Genomic DNA, 13,893 nt, shown 5'->3' with positions numbered 1-13,893 from the left:
TCATGCTACTTGCGGGTAACCAGACTGCCCAGCCCTTGTGGCGGGAGCGGCGAAGGTCACATGCGGATGGGCGGGCGCGAGGACCGTCTCGGGCTCGAACGCCGGCCGGGCCGGCGGCGGACTGCCGGACGTGCCGAGGCCCCGCCGGAAACGACAATCGCCGGACGGGGCGGTGAAAACAGCCCGTCCGGCGATTGAGGACAGAGTGCGGCCGGAGACCGCGCAACCTGGCGTGATTTCGACCCTCAGGGGTGAGCCCTCAGGCCGCCGATACCAGCGCCCGGACCAGAAGTGGGGTCACCTGTTCGATCTGCCAGCGCCGCGCGCCGTACCCGGTGAGCGCGGACTCGATCGCGTCCGCGGTCGGATTCTTCGGCGGCTCCCAGCAGACCCGGCGCACCGTGTCCGGGGTGATCAGATTCTCCTGCGGCATGTGGAGCCGCTCGGCGAGCTCCGACACCGCGGCGCGGGCGGCCGACAGCCGGGCCGCTGCCGCCGGGTCCTTGTCCGCCCAGGCACGGGGCGGCGGCGGACCTGCGAGGGTCTGGCCGGGCTGGGGGAGCTCGGCGTCCGGCAGTGCCTTGGCCCGGTCGATGGCCGCCTGCCACTGCTCCAGCTGACGCCGGCCCATGCGGTGGCCGAAGCCCGGCAGGGTGGTCAGCGCCTGGATATTCGGTGGGAGCGAGAGGGCCGCCTCGACGATCGCGGCGTCACCGAGGACCTTGCCGGGCGAGATGTCACGGCGCTGCGCGACCTGATCACGGGCGTTCCACAGCTCCCGTACCACCGCCATCTGACGTCGGCGGCGGACCTTGTGCATGCCGGAGGTGCGGCGCCACGGGTCCTTGCGCGGGGGAGCGGGCGGAGCCGAGGCGATCGCGTCGAACTCCTCCCGCGCCCACTCGAGCTTGCCCTGCCGGTCGAGCTCGTCCTCCAGGGCGTCGCGCAGATCGATCAGCAGCTCGACGTCGAGCGCCGCATAGCGCAGCCAGGGGTCGGGCAGCGGACGGGTGGACCAGTCGACGGCGGAGTGGCCCTTCTCCAGCGAGTACCCGAGCACGCTCTCGACCATGGCGCCGAGGCCGACCCGCGGGAAGCCGGCCAGCCGTCCGGCCAGCTCGGTGTCGAAGAGCCCGGTGGGAGCCATCCCTATTTCGCGCAGACAGGGCAGGTCCTGAGTGGCGGCGTGCAGGATCCACTCGCTGCCGCTCAGGGCATTGCCGAGTCTCGACAGATCGGGGCAGCCGACAGGGTCGATCAGGGCGCTGCCCGCGCCGTCGCGGCGCAGCTGTACGAGATAGGCGCGCTGGCCGTAGCGGTAGCCGGAGGCGCGCTCGGCATCGACGGCCACGGGGCCGGAGCCAGCGGCGAAGGCGGCGATCACCCGGGCGAGGGCGTCGTCGGATGCCACCACCGGGGGAATGCCCTCTCGAGGTTCGAGCAAGGGGATCGGCGCCGGGGCGACGTCGTCCGGGGGGGCGCCCCCGGTGGTTCGCAGTGAAGTGTCTGCTGCGGTCTCTTGGGCGTCGGTCACGTGTCAAGGGTATCTGTGTATGTACGGCGCCCGTCGACGGAACGTTCCGTCGACGGGCGCCGATGAATGTAAACCAGCCGGTGCGTATGGCTGTGTGTACTTGCCGGGGTGTGGGGGTCAGTGGATGATGCCCGTTCGCAGGGCGACGGCGACCATTCCTGCGCGGTCTCCGGTGCCGAGCTTGCGGGCGATTCGGGCGAGGTGGCTCTTGACGGTCAGGGCGGACAGGCCCATGGAGACGCCGATGGCCTTGTTGGACTGGCCTTCGGCGACCAGCCGGAGGACCTCGACCTCGCGGCCGGACAGTTCGCGGTAGCCGCCCGGGTGGCTCGGGGTGCCGGGGGGCCGACGGTGCATACGGGCGGCAGTGGCGCCGATGGGAGCGACGCCGGGACGGGTGGGGTGGCCGATATTGGTTCGGGTGCCGGTGACGACGTAGCCCTTCACGCCGCCCGCCAGGGCGTTGCGTACGGCGCCGATGTCATCGGCGGCGGAGAGGGCGAGGCCGTTCGGCCAGCCGGCGGCTCGGGTCTCGGACAACAGGGTCAGCCCGGAACCGTCGGGCAGGTGGACGTCGGCTACGCAGATGTCGCGTGGATTGCCGACGCGGGGACGGGCCTCCGCGATGGACGACGCCTCGATGACGTCACGTACTCCGAGTGCCCACAGATGGCGGGTGACGGTGGAACGGACGCGCGGGTCGGCCACGACGACCATGGCCGTCGGCTTGTTCGGGCGGTAGGCGACCAGGCTTGCGGGCTGCTCTAGGAGAACGGACACCAGGCCTCCTGGGGAGTGGCGGGACGGGCCGGCTCGGGGATGAAGCCGGGGCGAACCGTGCTTGAAGGGTCATTGACCTCTTCGGCAGCAGACCCGTCCTCCTTTAGAGGAAGATCACTATTTGGTGAGTAACAATTCGGGCAAATCGGGCATGCGATCGATTGTACGAAAAGAATGCCGGTGACTTTGCGACGGTTATGACGCAGCGTTACCGGCAAGAGGAAGGGTTCGGGGCGGATTCAGGACAGATTCAGGGAACCTGGGGGCCGCGCCGCTGGGGGAGTGTCACCACCGCGGCATCGGCGGGGCCGGACGGTGGCAGGCCGGCGATCTGACACAGCAGATCGCCCCACGCCATCAGATGCGCCGCCGTGTCCGGCACCCCGCCACGGCCCTCGCGCGGTGTCCATGACGCCCGGATCTCGATCTGCGTCGCCGGGCGTCGTGTGGCCAGCGCGCCGAAGTAGTGCGACCCCGCCCGGGTCACCGTGCCGCCGGCCTCTCCGTACGACAGACCGCGCGCCTCCAGCGCACCGGTCAGCCATGACCAGCACACCTCCGGCAACAGCGGATCGGAGGCCATCTCCGGCTCCAGCTCGGCCCGTACCAGCGTCACCAGGCGGAAGGTGCCGTGCCAGGCGTCGTGCCCGGCCGGATCGTGGAGCAGTACGAGGCGGCCGTCGGCCAGATCATCCTCGCCGTCCACGACCGCGGCCTCCAGGGCGTACGCGTACGGAGCGAGCCGCTTGGGCGGCCGCGTCGGCTCCACTTCCAGCTCGGGACGCAGCCGCGCCGAGCGCAGCGCGTCCACTGCCGACCGGAACGCGGGCGGGACGGAACCACCCTCCGCGCTGTCCTTGCTGTCAGCGCCATCGGTTTGATCGGAGAACTGTCCCTGAGCCGGAGCCATGCGGGGAAGAGTAGGCGGAACCGGAGCCTCGCGCAGGGAGGGACACCCGGGCGGGCACGGCTGCTTGCGGCTTCGTGCGAAGATTCTGTGTGTGAGTGCCAACGACCGCCCCATGGGCCAGCAGACGAAGACATCCGCCACCCATGGGTCGGCGTTCCTGAAGGCGTGCCGCCGCGAACCCGTGCCGCACACGCCGGTCTGGTTCATGCGTCAGGCAGGGCGCTCGCTGCCGGAGTACCTGAAAGTGCGCGAGGGCATCCCGATGCTCGACTCCTGCATGATGCCGGAGCTGGTCGCGGAGATCACGATGCAGCCCGTCCGCCGCCACAAGGTCGACGCCGCGATCTACTACAGCGACATCGTCGTACCGCTCAAGGCCATCGGGATCGACCTCGACATCAAGCCCGGCGTCGGCCCGGTCATCGCCGATCCGATCCGCACCCGCGCCGATCTGGCCCGGCTGCGCGACCTCACGCCCGAGGACGTCAGCTACGTCACCGAGGCCATCGGCCTGCTCACCGCCGAACTGGGCTCCACCCCGCTCATCGGCTTCGCGGGCGCGCCCTTCACGCTGGCGAGCTACCTCGTGGAGGGCGGCCCGTCCCGCAACCACGAGCACACCAAGGCCCTGATGTACGGCAACCCGCAGCTCTGGGCGGATCTGCTCGACCGGCTCGCCGAGATCACCGGCGCCTTCCTCAAGGTCCAGATCGAGGCCGGTGCCTCGGCCGTCCAGCTCTTCGACTCCTGGGTGGGCGCGCTGGCCCCCGCCGACTACCGGCGTTCGGTCCTCCCCGCCTCGGCGAAGGTCTTCGAGGCCGTCGCCCCGTACGGGGTCCCGCGCATCCACTTCGGTGTCGGCACCGGCGAACTCCTCGGCCTGATGGGCGAGGCGGGCGCGGATGTCGTCGGCGTCGACTGGCGGGTTCCCATGGACGAGGCCGCGCGCCGCGTCGGCCCCGGCAAGGCGCTCCAGGGTAATCTCGACCCCGCGGTGCTGTTCGCGCCGACGGCGGCGGTGGAGGAGAAGACCCAGGAGGTGCTGGACGCGGCCGCAGGTCTCGAGGGCCATGTCTTCAACCTGGGCCACGGTGTCATGCCGTCGATGGACCCGGACGCGCTGACGCGGCTCGTGGAGTACGTGCACGAACGGACCGCGCGCTGAGCGGGAGAGGACACCGGGCACCGCGCGCTCAGGCGGTGCCCGCCCTCCGCAGTGCCGTCACCGCCTTGCGGGCCGCCACCAGGACGGGGTCCCAGACCGGTGAGAACGGCGGGGCGTAGCCCAGGTCCAGGGCGGTCATCTGGTCCACCGTCATCCCGGCCGTGAGCGCCACGGCCGCGATGTCCACACGCTTGGCCGCCCCCTCCCGGCCCACGATCTGCACACCGAGGAGCCGCCCCGTGCGGTACTCCGCGAGCATCTTCACCGTCATGGGCTGCGCCCCCGGGTAGTAGCCCGCCCGGCCCGTCGACTCGATCGTCGCCGTGACGAACCGCAGGCCCACCGCGCGGGCGTCCTTCTCCCGCAGCCCGGTGCGGGCGATCTCCAGATTGCACACCTTGCTCACCGCGGTACCCACCACCCCCGGGAACGTCCCGTAGCCGCCTCCCACATTGGCCCCGATGATCTGGCCGTGCTTGTTGGCATGGGTACCCAGTGCGATATGGCGGGTACGGCCCGCCACCAGGTCGAGGACCTCGACACAGTCACCGCCCGCATAGATGTTGTCGTGCCCGACGACCCGCATCGACAGATCGGTGAGCAGGCCGCCGTGCGGGCCCAGCGGGAGGCCGACGGCCCGCGCCAGCGTCGTCTCCGGCTCCACACCGATACCGAGCACCACCACGTCCGCCGGGTAGGAGGCGTCGCCCGCGGCGACGGCACGGACCCGGCCGTCCGGGCCGGTGCGGATCGCGGTGACCTCGGCCCGGTTGACCGTGGTGATGCCCAGGCCGTCCATCGCGTCATGGACCAGCCGCCCCATGTCGGGGTCGAGCGTCGCCATCGGCTGCTCGCCGCGGTTGAGCACGGTCACCTCGAAGCCGTGCTTCAGCATCGCCTCCGCCATCTCGACGCCGATGTAGCCCGCCCCGACGACGACCGCCCGCCTGCGCCCCGGCGCCACCCGGTCCAGCGACTCCAGCAGCGCCTGCCCGTCGTCCAGCGTCTGCACCCCGTGCACCCCGGGCGCGTCCATGCCGGGCAGCGCCGGACGTACCGGCCGGGCTCCCGTCGCGATCACCAGCTTGTCGAAGCCCGTCCAGTAGGCCTCACCGGTCTCCCGGTCCAGGGCCCGCACCCGCTGCCCGGCCACATCGATCTCCGTGATTTCTGTTCGCATCCGCAGGTCGATGTCGCGGGCCCGGTGCTCCTTCGGCGTACGGGCGATGAGGTCGTCCCGCTCCGCGACGTCGCCACCGACCCAGTACGGGATGCCGCAGGCGGAGTACGAGGTGAAATGGCCCCGCTCGAAGGCGACGATGCTCAGCTCGTCGGGGCCCTTGAGCCTGCGGGCCTGTGACGCGGCGGACATGCCCGCCGCGTCACCGCCGATGACCACCAGTCGCTCCGCCGTCATGCCTGGTCCCTTCGACACCGAGTCCGAAGGGACCACGCTACGACGCCGGCGGCGTGGACGAGGACTCGGACCGCTCGGGCGCCCGCCGCGCACGGCGTCCGGGCAGACGGCCCGGGAGCAGCCGCCACAGCAGCAGGAGTACGGCGGCCGCGGCCAGGAACGGGGCCGCGGCCCCCACCGCCATCGCGAGCCACCGCAGCATCGTGACGAACGCGTGCCAGCCACCGCCGAGCGCGTCCAGGAAACCGGGGTCGTCGCCGTCCTTCGCCACCGTCTCCGGCTCGGAGAGGTCGAGCGTGATCGTGGCGAGCGTGGTGCGGTCCTTCAGCGACTCCTGCTGGGCGAGCAGCGACTCCAAGGAGGCCTGACGACTGCTCAGTTCACCTTCCAGCGCGACCACATCGGTGAGCTTCTCGGCCCGGTCCATCAGCTTGCGCACCCGCGCCACACTCGCCCGCTGGGTGGCGATCCGGCTCTCCACGTCGACCACCTGGTCGGTGACGTCCTTCGCGGACGACGTGCGCGACAACAGCTTCCCGGCGCCCGCGAGATCCCGCAGCACCGCGTCGTACTCACCCTGTGGAACACGCAGCACGATATGTGACATTTCATGCGTGTCGTCGACCCGCTCCGTCTCCTCGCGGGCCACCAGACCGCCCGAACTCGCCGCGACCGAGCGGGCGGCCGCGGCGGCCTTCGGCACGCTCTTCACCTCCACCGAGAGCGTGGCGGTACGGATGACATGGGTGCCGGCGGGCAGGGTGTCGGGCTTCTTCCGCTCCGCCGACGAACCGCCGGCCTCCTGCGGATCCTGTGCCGTCTTCCCGGCCGCGGTGTCCGCGGCGCCCCGCTCGTCCGCGGAGATCGCCTTCTTGTCGTCCCTGGAACTCGCGTCGCTCGCACTGTCGGCGGCGCCGCAGCCGCTCAGTGCGAGGAGGCCGGCCAGCAGCCCGGCGGCCAGGATCGTGCTGGAACGACGGGCGGATGAACGGCCAGGATGCCGGTCCGTCTGCATAACTGCTCCCCCGAGGTGGGTGGTTGATGGTGCCGGTTCGACGTGCGGGGCGGTGGTGCGGGTTGCCTGATACCGGTTTCGAAGCGGTCACGTTCAGGACTCGGAAGAGGTTTGAGAGAGTGGAGGCATGCAGCGTTCAATAAACCGCGCGGACACAGGTACGGGTCATGTCGTCGTCATCGGCGGCGGCATCGCCGGTCTCGCCGCCGCCCACCGGCTCCTCGGGGCCGGGCTGCGGGTCACCCTCCTCGAGGCCACCGACCGGCTCGGCGGCAAACTCATGACCGGTGACATCGCGGGTACCCGGGTCGACCTGGGCGCCGAGTCGATGCTCGCCCGGCGCCCCGAAGCGGTCGCCCTGGCGCGCGCCGTCGGGCTCGGCGACCGCCTCCAGCCACCCGCCACCGCCACCGCATCGGTCTGGACGCGCGACGCCCTGCGGCCCATGCCCAAGGGCCATGTGATGGGCGTACCCGGCGACCCGGCGGCGCTCAGCGGGGTGCTCTCCCCGGAGGGCCTCGCGCGCATCGCGCAGGAGCGCGACCTCACCCCGACCGCTGTCGGCGACGATGTCGCGGTCGGCGCGTACGTCGCCGACCGGCTGGGCCGCGAGGTCGTCGACCGGCTCGTGGAACCGCTGCTCGGCGGCGTGTACGCGGGCGATGCCTACCGGATCTCGATGCGCGCCGCCGTACCGCAGCTCTTCGAGGTGGTGCGGGAGGGCGGCTCGCTGCTCGACGGTGTCCGGCGCATCCAGGAGCGGGCCGCGGCCCGGCAGCAGACCGGACCGGTCTTCCAGGGCATCGACGGCGGCATTGGCACCCTGCCGTACGCGGTCGCCGACGCCGTACGCGCGGCAGGCGGGGAGATCCTGACCGCCACCCCCGTCCTCGGCCTGACCCGTACCACCGACGGCTGGGACGTCCGCACGGACACCCGGGTGATCACCGCCGACGGCATCGTGCTCGCCGCCCCGGCCTGGTCCGCCTCCACCCTGCTCGCCGCCGAGTCCCCGGCCGCCTCCGCCGAGCTCGCCGGTGTCGAGTACGCGTCGATGGCGCTCGTCACCATGGCGTTCCGCCGCTCCGACGTGGCTGCCATCGGCGCGTTCGACGGACGCTCCGGCTTCCTCGTACCGCCGGTCGACGGCCGCACCATCAAGGCCTCCACCTTCTCCACCCACAAGTGGAACTGGGTCGCCGACTCCGCCCCCGACCTGTTCGTCCTGCGCACCTCCGTCGGCCGGTACGGCGAGGAGGACCACCTGCACCGCGAGGACAGCGAGCTGGTAGGCGTATCGCTGCGTGACCTCGCCGAGGCGACCGGACTGGCCGCGAAGCCCGTGGGCACCGAGGTCACCCGGTGGATCGGCGGACTGCCCCAGTACCCCGTGGGCCACCTCTCCCGGGTCGCCCGGATCCGTGACGAGGTCGCCAAGCTGCCCGGCCTGCGGGTCTGCGGAGCGGTCTACGACGGGGTCGGCATCCCGGCGTGCATCGCGAGCGCCCACCGTGCCGCCGACGAGATCGCCCGCGACCTCACCGGCGGGTCCGGGGAAGAGATCATCGCCACGTCGACCCTGGTTCAGGGCACACGGAGCGAGGCGGGACAATAGCCGTATGAGTGCGCCTGAGAAGATCCCCAACGCCGGTAAGAAGGCCAAGGACCTCAACGAGGTCATCCGCTACACGCTGTGGTCCGTCTTCAAGCTGCGCGATGTCCTGCCCGCGGACCGTGCCGGTTACGCCGATGAGGTCCAGGAGCTGTTCGACCAGCTCGCAGCGGAGGACATCACCGTCCGCGGCACCTACGACCTCTCCGGCCTGCGTGCCGACGCCGACATCATGATCTGGTGGCACGCCGAGACCGCGGACGAGCTGCAGGAGGCGTTCAACCTCTTCCGGCGCACCAAGCTGGGCCTGGCGCTGGAGCCGGTCTGGTCGAACATGGCGCTGCACCGCCCGGCCGAGTTCAACAAGTCGCACATCCCGGCGTTCCTGGCCGACGAGACGCCGCGCAACTACATCAGCGTCTACCCCTTCGTGCGCTCCTACGACTGGTACCTGCTGCCGGACGAGGACCGTCGCCGCATGCTCGCGGACCACGGCAAGATGGCCCGTGGCTACCCCGACGTCCGGGCCAACACCGTCGCCTCCTTCTCGCTCGGCGACTACGAGTGGATCCTCGCCTTCGAGGCCGACGAGCTGCATCGCATCGTCGACCTGATGCGCCACCTGCGGGCCTCCGAGGCGCGGATGCACGTCCGCGAGGAGGTCCCGTTCTACACGGGGCGCAGGAAGTCGGTTGCAGACCTGGTGGCCGGACTCGCGTAGCGAGCGGGCTCCGACCACCCCAACCCGGAAGATCAGACGACGGGCACCGGCGCGTTCCGCGCTGCCCGTCGTTCCAGCGACACCGGGTTCGGCTCCGGGTTCGCCGCAGGCTCCGACCTGCGGCGACCCCGGAACCCACAGACATTCACGCGGAGCACGGTTCTTCTCCGCGGTGGCGTTGAAGGCGCCGAGCTCGAACGGGACACCCGTCTCTTCGAGTTGCCGGGAGGCGCAGCCCGGAGTGCTCCGCGCGACATCTTCGTGTGGTCATCGCGAATACGGCGGCGTACGGGGACTCACACGTCCAACCGCCGACCGTCGGCAGGCCCTGCCTCAACCGAGGCGACGAGGCTAGAGGTTCAGCGCGATGGCGGCGGCGATGCCGCCGAGGCACAGCGCGAAGGCGGCTTCACGCCAACCGCCCCTTCCCCAGCGGAAGGGCCGGTCGAGAGCGAGCCGTCCGGGGCCGATGGCGGCGATGGCAAGTGCGACGACCGCGACGCACAGGTTGTACTCCACGCCACCCTGTGTTTCCCATAGACCGTGTGCCGCGGTGACGGTCACCATGGCGTTGATCATCACGCCGATCAGGGCAGCCGCCGCCAGTGGCGTGAACAGCCCCAGGGCCAGACCGATGCCTCCCAGGAGCTCGGAGCCGCCGCAGATGGCGGCGTAGAGGGTCCCGGGGTGGTAGCCCAGCGCGGCGAACCCCTTGCCCGTGGCGGTGAGGCCGTCACCACCGAATATTCCGAAGAGTTTCTGACTGCCGTGCCCGGCCATCAGCAGGCCGAACGTGATCCTGATGAGAAGCAGCCCGCAGTCGCCGGCGGACACTGCCGGCCGTGCCGAGGCGTCGGCCGCAGGCTCGGGTGAGGCGCGCAGCTGCTCAACTATGTTCTTCACCGGGGGCTCTCTTTCCGCTCCGAGGTCCCGGGGCGGTGCCGACCGACCACCAAGGAAACGGCAGGGCGGGTTGTTCAGCCACTAGGGCGTTTGCAAGGGAATGCCGTGGGCGGAAGACCGCGACGTTGCCGGGACGCAGTCGCTACAGGAAGTCCGCTGGGCTCTCGCCACCGTTCTCGCATCAGTCCGGTCAGGCCGCCGGTCATTTTATGAAATGTGAAATACGTGACGTCGGCTGGTCGATTTCCATCATTACTCCTTTCCTCCCCTGATACCGAGCCTGCGGCGGGGGAGGGCATGAGTTACCTGCGGGAGGAGGTGACAACCGACCGGGCCGACTGCGATGCGGGGACATCAGCCCGTCCTGGTGCCGGCCCTTCGTGCCACTGCTGTCCCTGCTTGTCAACGGCACCCCCCATGAAGAGAACTGACTCTTCATCAGTGATCAGCTGGAAGGACGGCGGACCCCGAGCGCGGCCCGCAGCGCCGGATCGTCCACGGCGCGCACACCCCGTACGGCAATCGCCGCCAGGACGCCATGGTCCTCCGCCGCCGGGATCTCGTTCGCGGCAAGCAGTCGCTGCCCGGCGGGTGAGGCCCAGGAGCTGTACGGATGGATCTCCATCCGGGCGATGATCAGACAGCCCAGCGTCAGTGCGAGCGGCAGCGCGAACCAGACGAGCGGCGGGACCACCGGACCGTCGGCGCTTCGCTCCTGACCGGACATCAGCAGTGCGACAGCGCCCATCGCGACCACCAGCAGAGCCGCGCCGCGCACCGCCCGGACCGCGGCGGCGACATCGGTTCCGGCGCCGCCCGGGACGGCCAGGCCCGCGGTGACGAGCCGGTCGGCCAGGGCGCGCACGGCTTCGGCGGTCGCCGCGGCCGTCCGTACAGGCGGTATGGGGGACTGGCCCTGCGGACCGATGGCACGGATCACCGTGCGCTCCATCTCGTCCCGGCCCTCCGGGTCGACGACCGTCGCCCACCCGGTGCGGGCGAGCAGCAGCCGCCGCCGAAGATGCATGGTGACCAGCGCCAGATCGACCACCCGGTGCGGGCCGCCGGCCAGGAACGCGGTCTCGTACAGGGTCAGTTCAGGACCGTCCGGCACCTTCCGTACAGAATCCGCGGATGCGTCGTGCAGTAGCCCCGTGCGGGCGGCCACGATACAGAGCCGGATGCACGAGATGGCCGCCGCACCCCATGCGACCAGCAGAAACAGTACCCAGAGCATGGCGGATTCCTATGCGAGACGGGCGTGGAACGCCATGGCCTGTTCATCATGCGGACGGTTCGGCGGCGTGGGCCGGGCAGCGGGACGCCGCCGTCGCTCAGGAACTGCTGCCACAACTGGACCCGCCACCGCAGCTGGAGCCGCTGCTGCTGGAGCAACTGGAGCCGCTCGACCCGCCGCAGCCCGACCCTGAGCTGCAACTGGACCCCGAACCGCAGCTCGACCCCGAACTGCACCCGCCGCCACCTCCGCTGCTGCCACCGCCATTGGAGCTTCCGCAGCTGCCGTTGCCGGGGCCCGTACCGGCGCACCACACAGCCGGTGCGACGAACATGCCGGAGGAGTCCGAGGACGAGGACGAGCGCGAGCCCGAGTGCAGGCGCCGTCCCGCCGGGCGCATCCTGGCCGCCGCGATCAGCTGCGTCTGCAGTACGGGATCGGGGAGGGCCCGCAGTCCGTGCGTGGCCACCAGATGGGCCGGGTGCGGGTTGTACGCATGGGCGGTGCGGTACGCCTCGGCGGCCCGGCGCCCCGCCTTGGTGGCCCGCCCCCGGGCGACGGCGGCGCAGACGAAGCCGATCGGGAAGCCGACCAGCAGGAAGGGGAGGACTTTGAAGATGAACGGTACGGAGAAGTCCTCGTCGGCCGCGTAGTCGGCCATGGACTGCACAGCCGTCATCACGACCGTGAGCGGGATGGCCAGCAAACAGACCAGCCCCTGCGCGATGCCCCAGCGGCGCCACGTACGGCTCGCCGTGGGCGAGGCCAGCAGACCGCGGGCCGCGAGCGCGTCGCCGATCTCCTGCACCGCGGGGTGCCGCATCACCGCGTCGCGCAGGGTGTGCAGCGCGCCGCTGGGCGCCATGGCGTGTTCCTGGAGCACCGCACGCTCCACCGGGTCACGGGCGTCCATCTGCTGGACGGCGACGATGCCGGGACCGCCGATGGCGAGCCGCCCGTCCGTCTGCATCGCGGTGAGCGCGGTGTCCACCACCCTGCCCGGACCGCCGTTCAGGAAAGCGACTTCGAAGAGGTCGTGGGCGGGGCCGCCGGACCCGCCGCGGGCACGGGTGAGCCCCACGATCAGGAGGACCGACGAGACCACGATGCCGAGATCCACCAGCACTGCGAGGGTGTTCATGCCGGTCACCTTCCGACCAGGGCCGCGCGGGCCGCTCGTACCAGCCGGGTGGAGCGGCGCGGTGGTCGCGCGGCGGCCCGGTCCTGCCACCAGTGGGTCAGTCGGCGCCGTGCCGCGTCGTCGGTGGGACGGCCGGCGATCAGCAGCCCCTCGGCGAAGTCCAGCGCGTCGCGCCGGTAGCCCGCGGACATGGGACGGGTCCTGGCGTACGCGAGGAAGGCGTCCCGGTAGCCGGCGCCCAGAATCTCCGGCAGCTCGGGTGCCACCTTGGCGACGACCCCGGCCCGCTTGGCGGCCAGGGCACGGCTCTGGATCCCGAGACGGCGGTGGTCGAAGCCCTGCGGAGCGGGGGTGCCCGCGACGAGGGCGGAGAGCAACGCGGTCTGGGCGCCCGCGACCCGGTCGCGCACGGATTTTTGGGACGGACCGGGGTTCCGGGCAGGTCGCGATACGGATTTCCCGGCGTGCGCCGACGCACCGGTGCCGAGGGCAGCCGCCCGGTCCAGCGTGGCGCGGATCGTGATCAGTTCGCCCGCCAGCTCCTCGGCCGGCGGGAAGTCGTCGTCCCGTTCCAGGAGTACGCCGGGCGGGTCGACCCGGGAGCGCAGTCCGGAGAGGACGTCGAGTACGGGCTCGGTGACCGGGTGGGCGTGGGTGTCGTGCCAGACGCCGTCCTTCTCGACGCCGCCCGCCACATGTACGTACGCGATGGCCTCCACCGGCAGCTCGTCGAGCGCGGTGGCCGGGTCCTCGCCGCGGTTGACGTGGTTGGTGTGCAGATTGGCGACATCGATCAGCAGCCGGACGCCGGTGCGCTCGACCAGCTCCGCCAGGAACTGCCCTTCGGACAGCTCCTCGTCGGGCCAGGAGATCAGCGCCGCGATGTTCTCCAGGGCCAGCGGCACCGGCAGCGAGTCCTGCGCGATCCGTACGTTCTCGCACAGCACGTCCAGCGCGTCCCAGGTCCGCGGCACGGGCAGCAGATGGCCCGCTTCCAGCCCCGGCGAGGCGGTGCGCGGCCCCCCGGCCCTTACGAACGCGATGTGCTCGGTGACCAGGGGCGTGGAGAGCAGCTCGGCCCGGGCCGCGAGATCCGCGAGCCGGCCGGCGTCGGGGCGCTCCGCCCCGCCCAGGCCGAGCGAGACGCCGTGCGGGACGACGGTGACACCGCGTGCCCTGAGCCGCACCAGCGAATCGGGCAGATGGTCGGTGCAGATGTTCTCCGCGACCGCCTCCACCCAGTCGATCCCCGCCAGTGCCTCGACGGCGTCCGCGATCTCCGGCCGCCAGCCGATGCCGATTCCCAGCTTCATGTGGTCCCCCTCCTCCACTCCGTGCAGGGCTAATGGCCCTCGCGGGCGGTGGTGAATCCGAAGAGGGGGACGTTCAGAGGTTGATTTGAGGTTCCCGGTCCGGCATGGTCAGGGCATCGAACACTGCCGGTACGGCAGTACCGGG

General features: G+C 71.2%; 12 protein-coding genes. 3 read left to right on the top strand and 9 right to left on the bottom strand.

Annotated elements, in window-relative coordinates:
* Positions 1 to 259: 259 nt before the first annotated feature.
* The 3 genes from OG609_RS08585 to OG609_RS08575 form a co-directional block, all read right to left on the bottom strand.
* Positions 260 to 1,534: a ribonuclease D gene (locus OG609_RS08585; protein WP_327272263.1), complete on the bottom strand. Its 1,275-nt coding sequence runs from the start codon at positions 1,532 to 1,534 to the stop codon at positions 260 to 262.
* Positions 1,535 to 1,651: 117 nt separating this feature from the next.
* On the bottom strand, positions 1,652 to 2,314 hold the full coding sequence (locus OG609_RS08580) for a helix-turn-helix transcriptional regulator (protein WP_093899280.1): 663 nt from the start codon (positions 2,312 to 2,314) through the stop codon (positions 1,652 to 1,654).
* 250 nt (positions 2,315 to 2,564) lie between these two features.
* The gene (locus OG609_RS08575) at positions 2,565 to 3,224 is read right to left on the bottom strand and encodes a DUF3000 domain-containing protein (protein WP_327272262.1); all 660 of its coding nucleotides are present in this window, start codon (positions 3,222 to 3,224) and stop codon (positions 2,565 to 2,567) included.
* 91 nt (positions 3,225 to 3,315) lie between these two features.
* On the opposite strand from OG609_RS08575, the gene hemE reads away from it, so the two are divergent.
* Positions 3,316 to 4,389: a uroporphyrinogen decarboxylase gene (gene hemE, locus OG609_RS08570; RefSeq protein WP_442817951.1), complete on the top strand. Its 1,074-nt coding sequence runs from the start codon at positions 3,316 to 3,318 to the stop codon at positions 4,387 to 4,389.
* Between the two features lie 28 nt (positions 4,390 to 4,417).
* On the opposite strand, the gene OG609_RS08565 is transcribed toward hemE, so the two are convergent.
* Positions 4,418 to 5,806 (bottom strand): FAD-dependent oxidoreductase, encoded by a 1,389-nt coding sequence (locus OG609_RS08565; RefSeq protein ID WP_327272261.1) that lies wholly within the window; start codon positions 5,804 to 5,806, stop codon positions 4,418 to 4,420.
* A 37-nt stretch (positions 5,807 to 5,843) separates the two neighbouring features.
* On the bottom strand, positions 5,844 to 6,821 hold the full coding sequence (locus tag OG609_RS08560; RefSeq protein ID WP_327272260.1) for a DUF4349 domain-containing protein: 978 nt from the start codon (positions 6,819 to 6,821) through the stop codon (positions 5,844 to 5,846).
* Between the two features lie 127 nt (positions 6,822 to 6,948).
* Between OG609_RS08560 and hemG the strand changes: the two genes are divergently transcribed.
* Both hemG and hemQ read left to right on the top strand, forming a co-directional pair.
* A complete protein-coding gene (hemG, locus tag OG609_RS08555) occupies positions 6,949 to 8,436 on the top strand; it encodes a protoporphyrinogen oxidase (protein WP_327272259.1) in 1,488 nt (495 codons plus the stop codon).
* Positions 8,437 to 8,440: 4 nt separating this feature from the next.
* A complete protein-coding gene (gene hemQ / locus OG609_RS08550) occupies positions 8,441 to 9,154 on the top strand; it encodes a hydrogen peroxide-dependent heme synthase (RefSeq protein WP_327272258.1) in 714 nt (237 codons plus the stop codon).
* A 351-nt stretch (positions 9,155 to 9,505) separates the two neighbouring features.
* On the opposite strand, the gene OG609_RS08545 is transcribed toward hemQ, so the two are convergent.
* From OG609_RS08545 to OG609_RS08530, 4 genes are all read right to left on the bottom strand, one after another.
* Positions 9,506 to 10,048, bottom strand: coding sequence for a DoxX family protein (locus OG609_RS08545; RefSeq protein ID WP_442818065.1), 543 nt, complete (start codon positions 10,046 to 10,048; stop codon positions 9,506 to 9,508).
* Between the two features lie 454 nt (positions 10,049 to 10,502).
* On the bottom strand, positions 10,503 to 11,294 hold the full coding sequence (locus OG609_RS08540; protein WP_327272256.1) for a TIGR04222 domain-containing membrane protein: 792 nt from the start codon (positions 11,292 to 11,294) through the stop codon (positions 10,503 to 10,505).
* Positions 11,295 to 11,391: 97 nt separating this feature from the next.
* On the bottom strand, positions 11,392 to 12,435 hold the full coding sequence (locus OG609_RS08535; RefSeq protein WP_327272255.1) for a TIGR04222 domain-containing membrane protein: 1,044 nt from the start codon (positions 12,433 to 12,435) through the stop codon (positions 11,392 to 11,394).
* A gap of 5 nt (positions 12,436 to 12,440) precedes the next feature.
* Positions 12,441 to 13,748 carry a DUF692 domain-containing protein gene (locus OG609_RS08530; protein WP_327272254.1) on the bottom strand — a complete coding sequence of 436 codons (1,308 nt, stop codon included), beginning with the start codon at positions 13,746 to 13,748 and terminating at the stop codon, positions 12,441 to 12,443.
* Positions 13,749 to 13,893: the final 145 nt, after the last annotated feature.

The sequence above is a fragment of the Streptomyces sp. NBC_01224 genome (genome assembly GCF_036002945.1).
GTDB lineage: Bacteria > Actinomycetota > Actinomycetes > Streptomycetales > Streptomycetaceae > Streptomyces.
The sequence above is the reverse complement of the archived record's forward strand: the minus strand, read 5'-3'. Positions and strand labels throughout refer to the sequence as shown.

What these genes read in the sequence shown, in the direction of transcription:
- OG609_RS08530 (WP_327272254.1), bottom strand. Translation starts at nt 13,748, where the DNA reads ATGAAGCTGGGAATCGGCATCGGCTGGCGGCCGGAGATCGCGGACGCC.
- OG609_RS08565 (WP_327272261.1), bottom strand. Translation starts at nt 5,806, where the DNA reads ATGACGGCGGAGCGACTGGTGGTCATCGGCGGTGACGCGGCGGGCATG.
- OG609_RS08575 (WP_327272262.1), bottom strand. Translation starts at nt 3,224, where the DNA reads ATGGCTCCGGCTCAGGGACAGTTCTCCGATCAAACCGATGGCGCTGAC.
- OG609_RS08560 (WP_327272260.1), bottom strand. Translation starts at nt 6,821, where the DNA reads ATGCAGACGGACCGGCATCCTGGCCGTTCATCCGCCCGTCGTTCCAGC.
- OG609_RS08535 (WP_327272255.1), bottom strand. Translation starts at nt 12,435, where the DNA reads ATGAACACCCTCGCAGTGCTGGTGGATCTCGGCATCGTGGTCTCGTCG.
- hemQ (WP_327272258.1), top strand. Translation starts at nt 8,441, where the DNA reads ATGAGTGCGCCTGAGAAGATCCCCAACGCCGGTAAGAAGGCCAAGGAC.
- hemG (WP_327272259.1), top strand. Translation starts at nt 6,949, where the DNA reads ATGCAGCGTTCAATAAACCGCGCGGACACAGGTACGGGTCATGTCGTC.
- OG609_RS08540 (WP_327272256.1), bottom strand. Translation starts at nt 11,294, where the DNA reads ATGCTCTGGGTACTGTTTCTGCTGGTCGCATGGGGTGCGGCGGCCATC.